The sequence below is a fragment of the Mycobacterium montefiorense genome, from assembly GCF_003112775.1.
Taxonomy (GTDB): domain Bacteria; phylum Actinomycetota; class Actinomycetes; order Mycobacteriales; family Mycobacteriaceae; genus Mycobacterium; species Mycobacterium montefiorense.
The window spans coordinates 119,245-134,973 of sequence record NZ_BFCH01000028.1 but is presented as its reverse complement, the minus strand read 5'-3'; the positions used below and the strand labels follow the sequence as shown (position 1 = coordinate 134,973).

Genomic DNA, 15,729 nt, shown 5'->3' with positions numbered 1-15,729 from the left:
AACGGCGCCACTAGACGCAAGGCACCCGGAGTCCGTTAGCTGCCAGACGCGCGAGCCCGCACCCGATCCGGGTAGCTCGCGGTGATTTTGAAGGCGGTGACCAGCAACACGGTAGGGATAACCCAGGCGGTCCAGTCGCCGGTGTCCGGCGCCTTGACCGAGACGAACGCCAGCACCGAGTTGGCCGCGAACGTCAAACCCCAGACCAACGTCAGCACCCGATTGGTGCGCTTGAATGCGGGGTGATCCCACACCTCGCGCGGGGTGGACTCGCGCGCGTATTGCTCGGTAAATGGCACGAACGCCAGCGAGCCCAACGCCACGGCCGCGAGGATCCCACTCGAGAGGGTGGCCGACCAGGTGTCCATCCAGTCGTCGTTCTTGGCACCCGTCGCGATCCCGGCGATAGTGAGCGCCACAAAGAATGCGATTGTGACCAGGTCGAGCATCTTGTGGCTGCCGCGAAGGATCGACGGACCCGCCAAGATAATCGCGGCTACCGCCGCGGCGAGCGCACCGTAGAGCCAGGTGCTTTTGCCACTGGCGACCACCCCGTAGATGATCCACGGGGCAAAACCCGCGATGGGGCTCTGCCCAATTCGTTCCAGCGCACCAGGCTGGCGAGCCGGCTGTGGCGCACTCCCGTCGGCGACCTCATGACCATTGGGCATGTGCACACCCTCCTCGTCGGAGCCCCGCCCGACGAGGACGTTAACTGAAATCGCTCGCTACCGCAGCAAACCCGGGTCAGGTCAGCGAGTCAGGCGGCAGGAAACGGTCGCCGTATTTGGCGGCCAGTTCTTTGGCCCGGGCCACGAAGGCTTCCTTGCCGGTACCGCCCGCGCCGGAGTAGCCGACGATGAACTGAGCGCTACCACCGGTGTACGGCGGGAACCCGATGCCCATGATCGATCCGATGTTGGCGTCGGCCGTCGACGTCAACACGTTCTCGTCAAGACACTTCTGGGTTTCCAGCGCCTCGGCGAACAACATCCGGTCGATCATGTCCTGCAGCGGCGGCTGCGAGGAGCCGGACTTGAACGTCTCCCGCAGGCCGGTCCACAGGCTGGTGCGCTTGCCGTCGACGTACTCGTAGAAGCCCGCGCCCTTCAACCGCGACGGCCGGCCGAGCTCGATCATCTTCTCGACGACGGCCTCCGCGGGGTGCGGCTCGTACTTGCCGCCCGCGTCCTCGACGCCCTTGCGGCTCGCGGTCGCGATCTTGTGCATCAGCTCCAGGTTGAGCTCGTCGGACAGCTGCAGCGGCGGCGCCGGGTAGCCGGCCTGCGAACCCGCGTGCTCGATGCTGGCGGGCTCGACACCCTCACCCAGCATCGCCAGCGCCTCGTTCACGAAGGTGCCGATCACCCGGCTGGTGAAGAATCCGCGGCTGTCGTTGACGACGATCGGGGTCTTGCCGATCGCCAGCGTGTAGTCGAACACGCGGGCCAGCGCCTCGTCAGAAGTCTTCTCGCCCTTGATGATTTCGACCAACGGCATCTTGTCGACCGGCGAGAAGAAGTGGATCCCGATGAAGTCTTCCTGCCGCTTGACGCCGGTCGCCAGACCGGTGATCGGCAGCGTCGAGGTGTTCGACCCGAGCAGCGCGTTCGGCTCGACGATGTCTTCGATCTCCTGGAACACCTTGTGCTTGAGGTCCTGGTTCTCGAAGACGGCCTCGACGACGAAGTCGACACCCTTCAGGTCGGCGGGGTCGGCGGCCGGCGTGATACGGGCCAGCAGCGCCTTGGACTTCTCCTCGGTGGTCTTGCCACGCTCAAGTGCTTTGGCCTCAAGCTTTTCCGCGTAGCCCTTGCCCTTCTTGGCGGCCTCGATGTCGACGTCCTTGAGTACCACGTCGAAGCCGGCCTTGGCCGAGACGTAGGCGATGCCGGCGCCCATCATGCCGGCACCCAGCACGCCGATCTTGGTGATCGGGGTCTTGCCGATGCCGTCGGGGCGGGAGCCACCGGAGTTGATGTACTGCAGGTCGAAGAAGAACGCCTGGATCATGTTCTTGGCGACTTGGCCGGTGACCAATTGGGTGAAGTAACGGCTCTCGATGCGGCTGGCCGTGTCGAAGTCCACCTGCGCGCCCTCGACGACCGCGTCCAGGATGGCCCGCGGTGCCGGCATCGGCGCACCCTTGAGTTGCTTTTTCAGCAACGCGGGGAACGACGGCAGGATGCCCGCCAATGCCGGGCTGGACGGCGTGCCGCCGGGCATCTTGTAACCCTTGGCATCCCACGGCTGGGTGTGCGAATCGGGGTTGGCCTTGATCCACGCCTTGGCGGCGGGCACCAGCTCCTCGACCGTTGCGACCAGCTCGTCCACCAGGCCGATCTCCTTAGCCTTCGCCGGCTTGAAGCGGGTGCCCTGCGACAGGATGTTCATGAAGGCGTTCTGGATGCCGAACATCCGGGTGGTGCGGGTCACGCCGCCGCCACCGGGCAGCAGGCCCAACGTCACCTCGGGCAGCCCGAGGTGACTGCCCTTCACATCGGCGGCGATGCGGTGGTGACAGGCCAGCGCGATCTCCAGCCCACCGCCGAGCGCGGCGCCGTTGATGGCGGCCACCACCGGCTTGCCCAGGGTCTCCAGGGCACGCAAGTCACGCTTGACCGACTCGACGGTGTCGAACGCCTCCCCTGCGTTTTCGGGACCGAGGTTGATCATCGCCTTCAGGTCACCGCCGGCGAAGAAGGTCTTCTTCGCGCTGGTAATGACCACACCGGTAACCGAATCTTTCTCTGCGACAAGGCGTTCGACGGTGTTATGCATGGACTCGGCGTAGTGCTCGTTCATCACGTTGGCCGACCCGGTGGGGTCGTCCAACGTGAGCGTGACGATACCGTCGGCGTCCTTGTCCCAAGCAATGGTGTTCTCTGGCATGGCCTTAAACCCTCTCGATGATGGTGGCGACACCCATGCCGCCGCCGATGCACAGCGTGATCAGCGCGCGTCGCGCATTGCGGCGCTCAAGCTCGTCGACCATGGTGCCGGTGATCATGGCGCCGGTGGCGCCCAGCGGGTGGCCCATCGCGATGGCGCCACCGTTGACGTTGAGCTTCTCGTCCGGGATGTTGAGGTCCTTCTGGAACTTCAGCACCACCGACGCGAACGCCTCGTTGAGTTCGAACAGGTCGATGTCGTCGACCGTCAGGCCCGCGCGGTCGAGCACCTTGCGGGTTGCCGGGGTCGGGCCGGTGAGCATGATGACCGGGTCCGAGCCACTGGTGGCGGTGGCCACGATGCGGGCTCGCGGGGTCAGGCCCTGCGACTTGCCCGCGGCCTCGGAACCGACCAGCACCAGCGCGGCGCCGTCGACGATGCCGGAGCTGTTACCGCCGGTATGGACGTGGTTGATCTTTTCGATGTAGTGATACTTCTGCAGCGCCACGTCGTTGAAGCCGCCCATCTCACCGACACCGTCGAACGCGGTCTTCAGCTTGCCGAGGCTCTCGACAGTGGAACCGGGCCGCATGTGCTCGTCGTGATCGAGGATGACCAGACCGTTCTGGTCCGTCACCGGCACGACCGACTTGGCGAAGTAACCGCCCGACCACGCCGCGGCCGCCTTCTCCTGCGAGCGGGCCGCATAGGCGTCGACATCCTCACGCGAGAAGCCCTCGATGGTGGCGATCAGGTCGGCACCAATGCCCTGCGGCACGAAGCCGAGACGGTAGTTGGTCTCGGGGTCGGTCGCCCAGGCGCCGCCGTCGGAGCCCATCGGGACGCGGCTCATCGACTCGACACCACCGGCCAGCACCAGGTCGTCCCACCCGGACCGGACCTTCTGCGCGGCGGTGTTGACGGCCTCGAGCCCCGAGGCGCAGAAGCGGTTGAGCTGGAACCCGCCCGTGGTTTCGGGCAACTTGGCGACCAGCGCGGCCGTGCGGGCGATGTCACCGCCCTGGTCACCGACTGGCGACACGACGCCGAGGATGACGTCGCTGATCAGGTTCTCGTCCAGGTCGGGAAACCGGGTGCGCAGTTCGTCGATCAGCCCGACGACCAGGTTGACGGGCTTGACCTCGTTCAACGAGCCGTTGCGTTGCTTGCCGCGCGGTGTGCGGATGGCCTCGTAGATGAAGGCTTCTTCGGACATGTCGATTCCTCTTCACAAAATGGGGGTTCGGATCGTCTACCAGCACCCTAACAGGGGCTCCCGGCCAACCTGTTGGTTGACCAAGCCTACGCTGGTCGAAGCGTTGAGCGTGACGCTGCAGTCACGCTCGGGTGGCATTGGGCAACGAGTGTTGCACAGGCACGTCGCTCGAGCACCCACCGCGCACCCCTAAGCTCGACGACCATGACCGTGTCGCGATTGCGGCCCTACGCGACCACGGTGTTCGCCGAAATGTCGGCGCTGGCCGCGCGGATCGGCGCGGTGAACCTGGGCCAGGGCTTTCCCGACGAAGACGGGCCCCCGGCGTTGCTGAAGGCGGCGCAAGAAGCGATCGCCGACGGTGCCAACCAGTACCCGCCGGGGATCGGCATCGCGCCGCTGCGCCACGCCATCGCGGCACAGCGCAAGCGCCACTTCGGCCTCGAGTACGACCCCGACTCCGAGGTCTTGGTGACGGTCGGCGCGACCGAGGCCATCGCGGCGGCCGTCATCGGCCTGGTCGAGCCAGGCTCGGAGGTATTGCTCATCGAGCCCTTCTACGACTCCTACTCTCCGGTAGTCGCGATGGCCGGCGCGCGCCGTGTCGCCGTGCCGCTGGTCGCCGACGGCCGCGGCTTCGCGCTGGACACCGACGCCTTGCGGCGGGCGGTGACACCGGCGACCCGGGCGCTCATCGTCAACACGCCACACAACCCCACCGGCGCCGTGCTGAGCGCGAGCGAACTGCAGGCAATCGCCGAGATCGCGGTGGCGGCCGACCTTTTGGTGATCACCGATGAGGTGTACGAGCACTTGGTGTTCGACGGCCCCGAGGGTAGCAAGCACCTGCCGCTGGCCGGTTTCGACGGCATGGCGCAGCGCACCATCACCATCTCCAGCGCGGCCAAGATGTTCAACTGCACCGGCTGGAAGATCGGATGGGCCTGCGGCCCAGCGGAACTCATTGCCGGGGTGCGTGCAGCCAAACAGTATCTGAGCTACGTCGGCGGCGCGCCGTTCCAGCCCGCGGTGGCACTGGCGCTGGACACCGAGGACGCGTGGGTGGCCGAACTCCGGTGCTCGCTGCAATCCCGGCGCGATCGGCTGGCCGCGGGCCTCGCCGACATCGGCTTCGCGGTGCACGACAGCTGCGGCACTTATTTCCTCTGCGCAGACCCGCGCCCACTCGGGTACGACGACAGCACGACGTTCTGCGCGGCACTACCGGAAAAGGTTGGCGTGGCTGCCATTCCGATGACGGCTTTCTGCGATCCCGCGGCACCGCATTCGGAGCTGTGGAATCACCTGGTGCGCTTCACCTTCTGCAAGCGCGACGACACTCTCGACGAGGCGATCAAAAGACTGTCCGCACTCAAGACCGCTTAGAATCCTCGTCACCCAGCACGCGCTTTCGCAAGCCCACCAGCGCGGCAGAGAGAATTTTGTTGCCCGCTGAGCGCACCCAGAACGCGGGCAGCGGCGCCCTGAGCTCGATGGTGAGGCTGAATCGCACCCGGGTCTTGTCGTCGCCCTCACGGTGCAGGTTGTATTCGCCATGCTGAGCGTGTTGCTGGGCGGTCTTCTGGGCATCCCACACCATCCAGTCAGAGCCCCAGTGATATTCGACAATTTCGGTATCGGCGATGCCGCTTACTCTGATCGTCATTCTCACGTGGTGCGGCAGTCCGTCGGGATATCGGTCGACGACTTCGACCCGCTTGTGCAACGGCGACCACGAGGGCACGGCGTCCATGTCGGCCAGCGCCTCCATGATTACTTCCGGGGGCGCCTCAATAATGATCTCCGACGATGCGCGTATGGCCACTGTCTACAAATTAGCAATCGGCCGGCTCCCGTGAACCGAAAATTACGGTGCCTTATCCGAACCGCCGCGCATTATCAGGTCACGCAACCCCTTCACCGAGGCGTTGAGGACATTTTCCATCGCGCGGCGGACGACAAATCCGGGAATGGGCCCCGCCGGTTCGACGGTGATATCGAAGCGCACCCGCATCTTGTCGACACCCTCGGGTTTGAGGTTGTACTCGACGTGCTGACCGTGCTGCTGGAAGGTGCCTTTGGCGTCGTACACCACCCAGTCCGGGCCCCAGTGATATTCCAGAACCTCTTTATCGACAAGGCCGAAAATCCGGATGGTGGTTTTCACGTGGTGTGCGCGGCCGTCGGGATAACGGTCGATTACTTCGATCCTTTTATGCAGCGGCGACCAGGATTCCAGCACGTTGACATCCTCGAGCGCCCCCATGACCACGTCAAGCGGCGCATCAACGACGAATTCACGTGATGCTTTTACAGCCACTGAGTTCAACCTAGCAACCCCACCCCACGCACGGAACGTGTTCGGAGTAGTTATTAGCTACCAGTTGATTTCGTTGATCGAGGTGGTTGCGGCCGGTGGCGGCCCGACCGGGCCGGCCGGCGTTCGGGAGAAACGCGGCGCGGGCGCGGCCTGCTCTACGCCGTGAGCGGTGATCACCGTCGACCGCGCGCGCAAATGGTCATTGGTGGCGGCCTCGCCCCACGTCAGCACCGGCGTCACGCAGGCATCGGTGCCGGCGAAAACCTGGGTCCACTCGTCACGCGTCCGGTCGGCGAACCGCTGCGCGAAGACGTCGTACATCTGCTGATACGAACCGATTTCGAGCTGACCCGGCACGTCGTCCGGCGACAAGCCGAGTCCGCCCAGCAGCGCCGCGAAGAATTGCGGCTCGATGGCGCCGACGGCCATGTACTTGCCATCGGAGGTCTCATAACAGCGGTAGAACGGGGCGCCGCCGTCGAGCAGAAACGATTCCCGCTTGTCGCGCAGGCTGCCGATTCCCTTCATGGTCCACATCATTTGGGCCAGCACACTGACCCCGTCGACCATCGCGGCGTCGACGACCTGACCCTTGCCCGACTTTTCCCGCTCATACAGCGCGACGGCGATACCGAGTAACACCAGCATCGAACCGCCGCCGAAATCGGCGACCAGGTTCAGCGGCGGCATCGGCGGCCGGTCGGCGTAGCCAAGCGCCGACAACGCGCCGGTCTGCGACAGATAGTTGATGTCGTGACCCGCGGTCGAGGCCAGCGGCCCGTCTTGCCCCCAGCCGGTAATCCGGGCATAGATCAGCCGCGGATTGACGGCCGCGCAGTCGTCGGGTCCGATGCCGAGTCGCTCGCAGGTGCCGGGCCGGAAGCAGTCCAGCAGCACATCGGCCTTGGCGGCCAGCTCCAAGAGGACGCCGGGCTGCGTCTTGACGTCTAAGTCGACAATCCGTTTGCCGCGGTGCAACAAGTCGCGGTCCTCGGCCGGCATCGTCAGGCCGCCGGGCCGGCGCACCCGCACCACGTCGGCACCCAAGTCGGCGAGCACCATCCCCGTGTGCGGCCCGGGTCCAATGCCGCCGAGTTCGATGACTTTGACGCCGGCCAACGGCCCGGCACTGGCCACGGCGGCTACTTACCCTTCTTCACCTGCAGCACCCGCTTGCGCAGGCCCTCCGTCCCGGTGTCGACCGTGCCTTTGATGGCGCGTTTCAACACAAAGCCAGGCAGCGGGACCACCGGGTCGACGCTGAGCTGAAACTTGACTTTGGTGCGCTCGCCGTCCGGAATCAGCGTGTAGGACGCATCCTGTGACCGCTGCTGACCCGAGCTGATCAGCGTCCAGCTCACCTTGTTGTCGCCCCAGGTGTACTCGATCACCTGCTCGTCGGTGATGCCCGCGGCTTTGACTTTCATCTTGACCTTGATGGGCCGCCCGTTGTCGTTGCGGTCGAGGATTTCTACGCTCTGATGCGGCGGCGACCACTCGGGCGCCGACTCCAGATCGGCAATGACATCGAGGATCTCTTCCGGGCTGGCATCGATAACAACTTCGCGGGTTTCGTTGATCGCCATGGCCCGCACGATAGCGAAACGGCGTCCGGGCGGGGGCGAATTCGACCGAGCGTACCGTCGACTTCGTGACTGATAACACGCCCGATGTGAGTTCCGCGGAATCCGACTACACCATCGGTGACTACCTTTTAGACCGTCTTGCCGAGCTTGGCGTCTCGGAGATCTTCGGCGTTCCGGGCGACTACAACCTGGAATTCCTCGACCACATCGTCGCGCATCGCAGAATTCGGTGGGTCGGCAACGCCAACGAGTTGAACGCCGGCTACGCCGCCGACGGGTATGGACGACTGCGCGGAATGTCGGCCGTGGTAACGACATTCGGCGTGGGCGAACTCTCGGCGACCAATGCGATCGCCGGCAGCTATGCCGAGCATGTGCCCGTCGTACACATCGTCGGCGGCCCCTCTAAGGACGCCCAGGGAACCCGGCGGGCGCTGCACCATTCGCTCGGCGACGGCGACTTCGAGCACTTCCTCCGCATCAGTCGCGAAATCACCTGCGCACAAGCCAATCTCATGCCGGCAACGGCTCGCCGCGAGATTGACCGGGTGCTGTCCGAGGTGCGCGAGCAAAAGCGGCCCGGCTACATCCTGCTGTCCACCGACGTGGCGCGGTTTGCCACCGAGCCGCCCGCAGCGCCGCTGCCCCGCTACACCGGCGGCACCAGTCCCCGCGCGCTGTCGATGTTCGTCGACGCGGCCCGTGAACTCATCGGCGACAACCGGTTGACAGTGCTGGCCGATCTGCTGGTTCATCGCTTGCAGGCGGTCAAAGAGCTTGAGGCACTGCTGTCCGCCGACGTGGTGCCCTACGCCACGCTGATGTGGGGAAAGAGCCTGCTGGACGAGAGCTCACCCAACTTCCTGGGGATCTATGCGGGCGCGGCCAGCGCGCCGCCGGTACGCACCGCGATTGAGGACGCACCCGTGTTGGTCACCGCCGGCGTGGTCTTCACCGACATGGTCAGCGGCTTCTTCAGCCAGCACATCGACCCGGCCCGGACCATCGACGTCGGGCAATATGAGGGCAGTGTGGCCGGCCACGTGTTCGCGCCGCTGGAAATGGATGCCGCGCTCGGCGCGCTCGCGGAGATCCTGGCGCAGCGCGGAATCAGTTCACCGCCGGTGGCGTCGGCCGGTGACCAAGAACCCGAGGCCGGAGCGCAACCACCGGCCCGTGATCAGCCCCTCACCCAGGAGATGGTGTGGAACCGGCTGTGCGACGCACTCACACCCGGAAATGTGGTGCTCGCCGATCAGGGCACCTCCTTCTATGGCATGGCCGACCACCGACTACCGAAGGGAGTCAGCTTCATCGGCCAACCCCTTTGGGGCTCAATCGGTTACACATTGCCTGCGGCGCTCGGCGCGGCGGTCGCGCACCCAGACCGCAGGACGGTGTTGTTGATCGGTGACGGCGCCGCGCAGCTGACCGTGCAGGAGCTCGGCACCTTCTTTCGCGAAGGGTTGTCCCCCGTCGTCGTGGTGGTCAACAACGACGGCTACACCGTCGAGCGGGCGATCCACGGAGAGACGGCGCCCTACAACGACATCGCCAGCTGGAGTTGGACCGACATTCCCAATGCGCTGGGGGTGGTCAATCACCTGGCGTTCAGCGCGCGAACCTACGGCGAACTCGACGACGCGCTGACCGCGGCGGCCGGACATCAGGACCGCATGGTGCTCGTCGAGGTGGTCTTGCCGCGCATGGAGATTCCGCCATTGCTGGTCGAACTCGTTGCACCCATGTCGCCGGACGGCAGCAAGCGCCGCTGATAGCAGATCAGGCCTAGGCCGGGTCTGGCTTCGACGATTTGAGTATCGCCTGGACGGTTTGCCGACAACGTCCGCAGTCGGCGCCTGCCCCGCAGGCGTGGGCGACCGCCTTTGTTGTCGAGGCCCCGGCGTTGATCGCGTCGATGACCGCCTGGCTGGTGACTCCGTTACACAGGCAGACGAACATCGAGCGCTCGGCTCAATTAACTCTCGATGCGCATGATGTCGGAGAACTGACCGACGAACAGCGGCGGGTAAGGCCCCACTCCCGCGCCCGACATCCATTGGGCGGCAGCGTCAGGGTGTTCGATCCACTCCCGCGCGCTCTCCTCGTCGGGGAACTCCTGCAGGATCAATACCTCGTGATTGTCGTCGAAAGCCCGGAATACCCAGGTCTTTCGGATGCCCGCCGCGGTAAACCTGTCCATCGCCGAGTCAACGCCCGCGATCAGTGCCGGCACATCGGCGACCGATGCGATGGCGGCCACCACGACCCCGGGAACCGCTGAAGACGACAGGGGCGCCGGGACGAATCTGTCGATGATCTCTCCGGCGAACACCGCGGGGATGTCCTCGACACCCGCCTCGTCGAACCAGTCGAAGAAAACCCGCGATCGCAGCAATTCCACAATCGGCTCACGACTGTGCACGCCGATCATCACCAGCACGCGGCCGTAGTCATGCGTCGACGTGTAGACCAGAACGTGGTGCGCTCCGATATCGGAGAGTGCCTTCTTGTTGTGCTCAAGGAAGGGCTTCACCCGGGACGGGTCGGGCAAACGATAGTCCGACGCGATCACCATCGAATGAATCTCACCGTTGTTCATCGAAGTTGGTCCTTCATCACCTTTCCCGTCGCGTTGAGTGGAAGTGAATCAAGGAACTGTACCGCGCGCGGCACCTTGAATCCGGCCATGCGATCGCGGCACCAGTCGATCAATTCGTCGGCGGCGGCCACACCGTTGAGAACGACGAACGCCTTGCCCACCTGCCCGAGTCGCTCGTCGGGAACGCCGATCACTGCCGCCTGCGCGACGGCCGGATGGCTCAGCAAGAAGCCCTCGATCTCGGCCGGGTAGGCGTTGAAGCCGCCCACGATGAACATGTCCTTTTTGCGGCCGACGACGCGCAGGCGCCCCGTCTCGGTGAATTCTCCCAGGTCTCCGGTGTGCAGCCAGCCGTCGCCGTCGATCGCCTCAGCGGTGGCCGCGGGGTCGTCCAGGTAGCCCTGCATTACGCCGTAACCGCGGGCCAGCACCTCACCGTCATCGGCGATGCGCACCTCAACGCCCTCACACGGCACGCCCGCCGTGGTAGCGACATCCTCGAAAGAATCGCCGGGCAGGGACAGCGTGACGTTGCCGGCCTCGGTGAGCCCGTAACCGGTCATCAGCGTCTGGAATGGCAGTTCGTCATGGATACGACGGACCAGCTCGACAGGAATGTCGGCGGCGCCGGTCACGCCGGCCCGCAACGTCCACAGCTTGGACTTGTCCCCCACCGTGAGCAACGAGTGGTACAACGTCGGCGGCCCGGGCAGCATCGTGATGCGTTCGCGCGCACTGAGTTCCACGACTGTATCGACGTCAAACACCGTCACCGGCAGCATCGTCGCGCCGCGCAGGAATGACGTGATGAGTCCCGCTTTGAGGCCGAACGTGTGGAAATACGGATTGATCTGCAAGTAGCGGTCACCCCGGCGCAGATCCGCCAGCGTCGCCCACTCCTCGTACATTCGCAGCGTTTGGCGATGATTCATCATCGCGCCCTTCGGGCGGCCGGTGGTGCCCGAGGTGAAGATGATGTCCGAAATGTCGCCGCCGCTCACCGGCCGCTCGAACGGGGAACCGCTGGAAAGGAAGTCGGACTTCAGATCGATGACCGGCGTCCCCGCGACCACGGTGTAGTCCTGGCCCAGAAATCCCTTCTGAACCAGGACGGCCTTTACTTCACTTCGGGCGATGATGTCGCCCGCTTCTCCGGTCTTGAACCGCGTATTGACCGGCACCAGCACCCCGCCCGCGGTGAGCAAGCCGAAAGCCGCGACGATCCACTCCGCGGAGTTGGGCGCCCAGATGGCGACCCGGTCACCCTTATCGATACCGAGTTCTGCGAATGCGCCTGCGGCGCAACGGATTCGTCCGACAAGTTCGACAAAGGTAAAGCGCAGCGGACCGTCGACGACTGCTTCCGCGTCGCCGAAGCGATCCGCCGCGCTCAAGACCATCTCGGGGATGGTCTCCCAGAGTGGGGTGCGTGTCACACCGTGACGAGCCGGGCGAGGTTACCGCCCATGATCTTCGCCTGGTCGTCGGCCGACAGGTGCGACAGCGCATTGATGTAGAAGGTCGGCTCCGCCAGCCCTTCCGGGTGCGGCCAGTCCGAGCCGTACAACACCTGATCCACACCGACGAGGTTGACCAGATCGTCGATGCCGTCCTCGAAGAACGGGCTGACGTGGATGCGGCTCTTGACCATCTCGACCGGATCGCTCGGGAAGGCTTCCGGGGCTTTGCGGAAGACCTCGGCCAGGCCGTCCAGCAGCGGCGTCATCCACTTCGAACCCGCCTCGACGATCGCCACCTTCAGCTTGGGGTGGCGGTAGAGCGCGCCGTGAATCACCCACGATCCCACCGAGTCCTGGATCGGCCGCCATTCGTTGAGGATGCCCATCGCGTTGGTCTGGAACGGCAGCATCTCTGCGCTGGCGCCGTCCCACTCCGAGGTGTACCGGGAGTAGCCGCTGTCGCTGGAGTGCATGCCGACCAGCACGTCGTACTCGACGACCCGCTCCCAGAACGGATCGAACTCGGGCAGTGCGAAGGATCGCGGGCCACGGAAGCCGGGGACCGGCGCCGGGCGGACCAGGATGCAACGCGCCCCACGCTTGACCGCCCACTCCAGCTCCTCGATCGCCTTCTCGACGATCGGCAGGGTGATGACCGGGGTGGTGAAGATCCGGTTCTGGTAGTTGAAGCCCCAGACCTCGTCGAGCCATTCGTTCAGCGCGTGAACCAGGACGTGGATGGCGAGCGGGTCGTCGGACAGCCGCTCCTCGAGCAGGCTGGCCAGCGTTGGGAACATCAGGGTGCGGTCCAGACCCAGCTCGTTCATCACCTCGAGGCGCGGGCCGGGCTCGAAGAACGCCGGGATCGCGCGCATCGGCTCACCGAACAGCTCGCGCTTGCTCTTGCCCTCCGGGTTGCCGTACTTGAAGTACTCCTCCCAAGCACCCGGCCGGGCGACGACCTCGAAGGTCGGGTTGGGAATGTAGTTGCTGATCTGGCCGCGGATCGCGATTTTCGTCCGACCGTTGATCTGCACGTACTGGACGTAGTCCTTGTACGCCTTGGGCAGGAACTTGGTCAGCGCCTCCGGCGGCTCGTAGAGGTGGTTATCGGCGTCAAAGATTGGAAACGGGACGTCTTCCCGGTGAGACAGTTGACCCATGAGATCCTCCTTCGCAATTTGCGAGAATACTATTCTCTCGAAGGCGGTCGCCGCAACATGCCCCCTGTCGGTGGACGGCACCCCGCGGTCAGCAGGTGGCGATGATTTTGAATTCGGCAGACACCGCTTCATTCGGCTTGTCGGTTTTGAAACCGTTGGCGGTGCCGGTGATCGTGAATTTGTCCCCAGTCATGCTCATGTCGGCGCTGCTACTGCCGCCCCGGGAGTACATCCCGGTGAACCCACCAAGATTCTGGATGCGCACAGACTGGGCTGTCGCCGGTTGCGCCCCCTCGTCGATAATCACCTTGGCTCCGGCAAAGTTGCCGCCGATGTCGATCGTCCGAGTCCACCCCAATTGGCTGCACTTCACGACGTGGAAGTTCGCGTCGTTGCCGTTGACGGCCACCGATGCCGTGCTGGCGATTTGGCTTGGCCGCGATGTGCAGGCCCCGACGCCGGCCACGGCAAGCACCGCAGCGGTCGCCGCGACGATTCGGTTCTGCACCGGGCCACCTCTATCCTTGATGAGCAAACCCATTCAGCCTGCAGCGATGATGTTATTCTCGCCGCACGAGAATGCCAATATCGACGGCTCTTCGAGGAGCAAATACGCATGCTGGATTTGGAGCTCGACAATGGGTTGGCGGTACTCACGATCGACCGTCCCCACGCGCGCAACGCGATCGCGCTCGACACCATGGACCAGTTGGAGAAGGCACTCGATGCGGCAACGGGCGCCCATGCCCTGGTGATCAGGGGTGCCGGCGACCGGGCATTCGTGTCGGGCGGCGACCTCAAGGAGCTCAGCGCGCTGCGCACCGTTGAGGACGCTGCCGCAATGGCAAAGCGGATGCGGACCATCTGCGATCAACTGGCGAACTTTCCCGCACCGGTGATCGCCGCGCTCAACGGCCACGCCTTCGGCGGTGGTGCCGAAGTGGCTGTTGCCGCCGACATCCGGGTTGCCGCAAGCGACATCAAGATTGCGTTCAATCAGGTGACGCTGGAAATCATGCCGGCTTGGGGCGGTGCCGAGAGACTGGCAGCCCTGGTCGGAAAGAGCAAAGCCTTGCTGCTCGCGGGCAGTGGGAAAACCGTTGACGCCGCCGAGGCCGAGCGGATGGGGTTGGTGGACGTGGTGTTGCCGCGCGCCTCCTTCGAGGAGGGCTGGCGTTCGCTTGCCACCTCACTGGCCCGCCAGCCGGCCGCGGAGATAAAACGACTAATCAGCGGCGTTTCACCTGATGAGGCGATAGCATCCTTTGCACGTTTGTGGGTTGCCGATGCCCATTGGCAGGCCGCAGAGCAGGTAATGAACCGAAACGCTAAGCCGCGCCCGGCCGGAGGAGCGACATGAGTACCAGCGTGAAGAAACTACTAGGCATCGGATCGGCGATGACCGTGGCGGGGCTGTTGGCGGGCGCGGGTTTGGTTGTGAGCCCCGGACGGGCTCATGCCGACCCAACTGCCGGGCCGATCATGCATCACGTCAAGTACGCCGTCACCGCTGAGAATCCGATCTACACCGATATTTATTACCTGGACCACCAGCCGGCAAGATTCTCCGAATACAGCCACAACCCTTACTCATTCACACCGCACATCGACGTCGATCTCGCCCCCGGTAAGCCGTGGACCTTCGATCTGGACATGTCGAACCCCGACGACTACGCGATGGTCGTGGCGAGCACGGGTACCGAGCCCGGCACGCCGGGGCTTCACTGTGTTCTGGCGGTGGACGGAGCCGTCGTCGTATCCAAGGATGGCCTCAAAGGCGTGCTTTGCTCGCTGCGGAACTGGTGAACCACCCAGGTCGGCGGGACACCCTCGATGGGTTGCGGTTCGCCTTCCAGGCGACGCAAGTGACTTTCGACTAGTTCCACGGTTTCGGCGTGACCGGAGGAGATACCGACCGCCTGCTCGAGCACCAGGAATCTCGACAGGCTGGACATCAGCACGGCGACCACCACCGGCGGCATCTCTTCGGAGGCCACGCCATATTCCTGTAGCGCGGTCGTCACCGCTTGGCGTTGCTCCTCGCGGAATCGTTCTGCGTAATATGCGATTTCGGCCCGCATCTCCTTGCGGTGATTGGCCAGCGCCATGAATTCCATGGAAATGCGCGTGAATGCGGGATCGGTGCCGAATCGCCACACCGCCCACAGCGGCTGCGCTGACTTCATCAGCTGCGCGTGCACCTCGAGCGATTCTTCACCGCGGCGGCGGAAGACCTCGAGGAACAGCTCCTCCATGGTGCGGAAGTAATAGTGCACCAGCTGAGGTTTCAGCCCCGCCTTGTTGGCCAGTCGGCGCGAGGTGACAGCGGCGTAGCCCTCTTCGATCATCAACTGTTCGGCAGCGTCGAGCAGCAGGCCGCGGTTCTTGGCGTCGGGCGCACCGATCCTGCGGGCCGATGTCATGCCGCTCTCCGTCCTGTCCGCGCTCGCCTGCCAACCACGGGAATCCTAGCGCGGCACGGCGTCGTGT

General features: G+C 64.7%; 17 protein-coding genes. 4 read left to right on the top strand and 13 right to left on the bottom strand.

The features are described from left to right. Positions 1-35: 35 nt before the first annotated feature. The 3 genes from DB708_RS23270 to DB708_RS23260 form a co-directional block, all read right to left on the bottom strand. Positions 36-671, bottom strand: coding sequence for a DUF3159 domain-containing protein (locus DB708_RS23270; protein WP_235616909.1), 636 nt, complete (start codon positions 669-671; stop codon positions 36-38). A gap of 76 nt (positions 672-747) precedes the next feature. Then, complete coding sequence (locus DB708_RS23265; protein WP_108925830.1) at positions 748-2,892, bottom strand: 3-hydroxyacyl-CoA dehydrogenase NAD-binding domain-containing protein; 2,145 nt, start codon at positions 2,890-2,892, stop codon at positions 748-750. 4 nt (positions 2,893-2,896) lie between these two features. Then, positions 2,897-4,108, bottom strand: a complete 1,212-nt coding sequence (locus DB708_RS23260) for an acetyl-CoA C-acetyltransferase (protein WP_108925829.1) — start codon at positions 4,106-4,108, stop codon at positions 2,897-2,899. Positions 4,109-4,312: 204 nt separating this feature from the next. On the opposite strand from DB708_RS23260, the gene DB708_RS23255 reads away from it, so the two are divergent. Further along, positions 4,313-5,494 carry a pyridoxal phosphate-dependent aminotransferase gene (locus tag DB708_RS23255; RefSeq protein WP_108925828.1) on the top strand — a complete coding sequence of 394 codons (1,182 nt, stop codon included), beginning with the start codon at positions 4,313-4,315 and terminating at the stop codon, positions 5,492-5,494. Here the strand turns inward: DB708_RS23255 and DB708_RS23250 are convergent. From DB708_RS23250 to DB708_RS23235, 4 genes are read right to left on the bottom strand one after another with little or no spacing between them, the layout of a single operon-like run. Continuing rightward, a complete protein-coding gene (locus DB708_RS23250; protein ID WP_108925827.1) occupies positions 5,481-5,933 on the bottom strand; it encodes an SRPBCC family protein in 453 nt (150 codons plus the stop codon). The genes DB708_RS23255 and DB708_RS23250 overlap by 14 nt on opposite strands. Before the next feature lie 42 nt (positions 5,934-5,975). Then, positions 5,976-6,428, bottom strand: a complete 453-nt coding sequence (locus DB708_RS23245; RefSeq protein WP_108925826.1) for an SRPBCC family protein — start codon at positions 6,426-6,428, stop codon at positions 5,976-5,978. A 57-nt stretch (positions 6,429-6,485) separates the two neighbouring features. Then, positions 6,486-7,565 carry a CaiB/BaiF CoA transferase family protein gene (locus DB708_RS23240; RefSeq protein ID WP_108925825.1) on the bottom strand — a complete coding sequence of 360 codons (1,080 nt, stop codon included), beginning with the start codon at positions 7,563-7,565 and terminating at the stop codon, positions 6,486-6,488. 5 nt (positions 7,566-7,570) lie between these two features. Continuing rightward, positions 7,571-8,014: an SRPBCC family protein gene (locus DB708_RS23235; RefSeq protein WP_108925824.1), complete on the bottom strand. Its 444-nt coding sequence runs from the start codon at positions 8,012-8,014 to the stop codon at positions 7,571-7,573. Positions 8,015-8,079: 65 nt separating this feature from the next. On the opposite strand from DB708_RS23235, the gene DB708_RS23230 reads away from it, so the two are divergent. Further along, positions 8,080-9,789: an alpha-keto acid decarboxylase family protein gene (locus tag DB708_RS23230; RefSeq protein ID WP_409347625.1), complete on the top strand. Its 1,710-nt coding sequence runs from the start codon at positions 8,080-8,082 to the stop codon at positions 9,787-9,789. Positions 9,790-9,802: 13 nt separating this feature from the next. Here the strand turns inward: DB708_RS23230 and DB708_RS23225 are convergent, their stop codons facing one another. The 5 genes from DB708_RS23225 to DB708_RS23205 form a co-directional block, all read right to left on the bottom strand. Beyond that, positions 9,803-9,976 (bottom strand): (2Fe-2S)-binding protein, encoded by a 174-nt coding sequence (locus DB708_RS23225; RefSeq protein WP_108925823.1) that lies wholly within the window; start codon positions 9,974-9,976, stop codon positions 9,803-9,805. A gap of 16 nt (positions 9,977-9,992) precedes the next feature. Then, entirely contained in the window at positions 9,993-10,616 is a 624-nt protein-coding gene (locus tag DB708_RS23220) for a fatty-acid--CoA ligase (RefSeq protein ID WP_108925822.1), read from the bottom strand. Next, the gene (locus DB708_RS23215; RefSeq protein WP_235616912.1) at positions 10,613-12,016 is read right to left on the bottom strand and encodes a FadD3 family acyl-CoA ligase; all 1,404 of its coding nucleotides are present in this window, start codon (positions 12,014-12,016) and stop codon (positions 10,613-10,615) included. Before DB708_RS23215 ends, DB708_RS23220 begins: the two co-directional genes overlap by 4 nt. Before the next feature lie 32 nt (positions 12,017-12,048). Beyond that, positions 12,049-13,239, bottom strand: coding sequence for an amidohydrolase family protein (locus DB708_RS23210; protein ID WP_108925820.1), 1,191 nt, complete (start codon positions 13,237-13,239; stop codon positions 12,049-12,051). 88 nt (positions 13,240-13,327) lie between these two features. Next, entirely contained in the window at positions 13,328-13,747 is a 420-nt protein-coding gene (locus DB708_RS23205) for a lipoprotein LpqH (RefSeq protein ID WP_108925871.1), read from the bottom strand. Positions 13,748-13,855: 108 nt separating this feature from the next. Between DB708_RS23205 and DB708_RS23200 the strand changes: the two genes are divergently transcribed. Together DB708_RS23200 and DB708_RS23195 are read left to right on the top strand one after the other, a co-directional pair. Further along, complete coding sequence (locus DB708_RS23200) at positions 13,856-14,599, top strand: enoyl-CoA hydratase/isomerase family protein (protein WP_108925819.1); 744 nt, start codon at positions 13,856-13,858, stop codon at positions 14,597-14,599. A gap of 71 nt (positions 14,600-14,670) precedes the next feature. After that, a complete protein-coding gene (locus DB708_RS23195; RefSeq protein WP_108925870.1) occupies positions 14,671-15,045 on the top strand; it encodes a hypothetical protein in 375 nt (124 codons plus the stop codon). Here DB708_RS23195 and DB708_RS23190 read toward each other — a convergent pair. Continuing rightward, a complete protein-coding gene (locus DB708_RS23190; RefSeq protein WP_108925818.1) occupies positions 14,961-15,662 on the bottom strand; it encodes a TetR/AcrR family transcriptional regulator in 702 nt (233 codons plus the stop codon). The genes DB708_RS23195 and DB708_RS23190 overlap by 85 nt on opposite strands. Positions 15,663-15,729: the final 67 nt, after the last annotated feature.

Bases quoted from the DNA above. Each gene is read 5' to 3' on its own strand.
- DB708_RS23270 (WP_235616909.1), bottom strand. From the start codon at position 671: ATGCCCAATGGTCATGAGGTCGCCGACGGGAGTGCGCCACAGCCGGCT.
- DB708_RS23265 (WP_108925830.1), bottom strand. From the start codon at position 2,892: ATGCCAGAGAACACCATTGCTTGGGACAAGGACGCCGACGGTATCGTC.
- DB708_RS23260 (WP_108925829.1), bottom strand. From the start codon at position 4,108: ATGTCCGAAGAAGCCTTCATCTACGAGGCCATCCGCACACCGCGCGGC.
- DB708_RS23255 (WP_108925828.1), top strand. From the start codon at position 4,313: ATGACCGTGTCGCGATTGCGGCCCTACGCGACCACGGTGTTCGCCGAA.
- DB708_RS23235 (WP_108925824.1), bottom strand. From the start codon at position 8,014: ATGGCGATCAACGAAACCCGCGAAGTTGTTATCGATGCCAGCCCGGAA.
- DB708_RS23225 (WP_108925823.1), bottom strand. From the start codon at position 9,976: ATGTTCGTCTGCCTGTGTAACGGAGTCACCAGCCAGGCGGTCATCGAC.
- DB708_RS23220 (WP_108925822.1), bottom strand. From the start codon at position 10,616: ATGAACAACGGTGAGATTCATTCGATGGTGATCGCGTCGGACTATCGT.
- DB708_RS23215 (WP_235616912.1), bottom strand. From the start codon at position 12,016: ATGGTCTTGAGCGCGGCGGATCGCTTCGGCGACGCGGAAGCAGTCGTC.
- DB708_RS23210 (WP_108925820.1), bottom strand. From the start codon at position 13,239: ATGGGTCAACTGTCTCACCGGGAAGACGTCCCGTTTCCAATCTTTGAC.
- DB708_RS23200 (WP_108925819.1), top strand. From the start codon at position 13,856: ATGCTGGATTTGGAGCTCGACAATGGGTTGGCGGTACTCACGATCGAC.
- DB708_RS23190 (WP_108925818.1), bottom strand. From the start codon at position 15,662: ATGACATCGGCCCGCAGGATCGGTGCGCCCGACGCCAAGAACCGCGGC.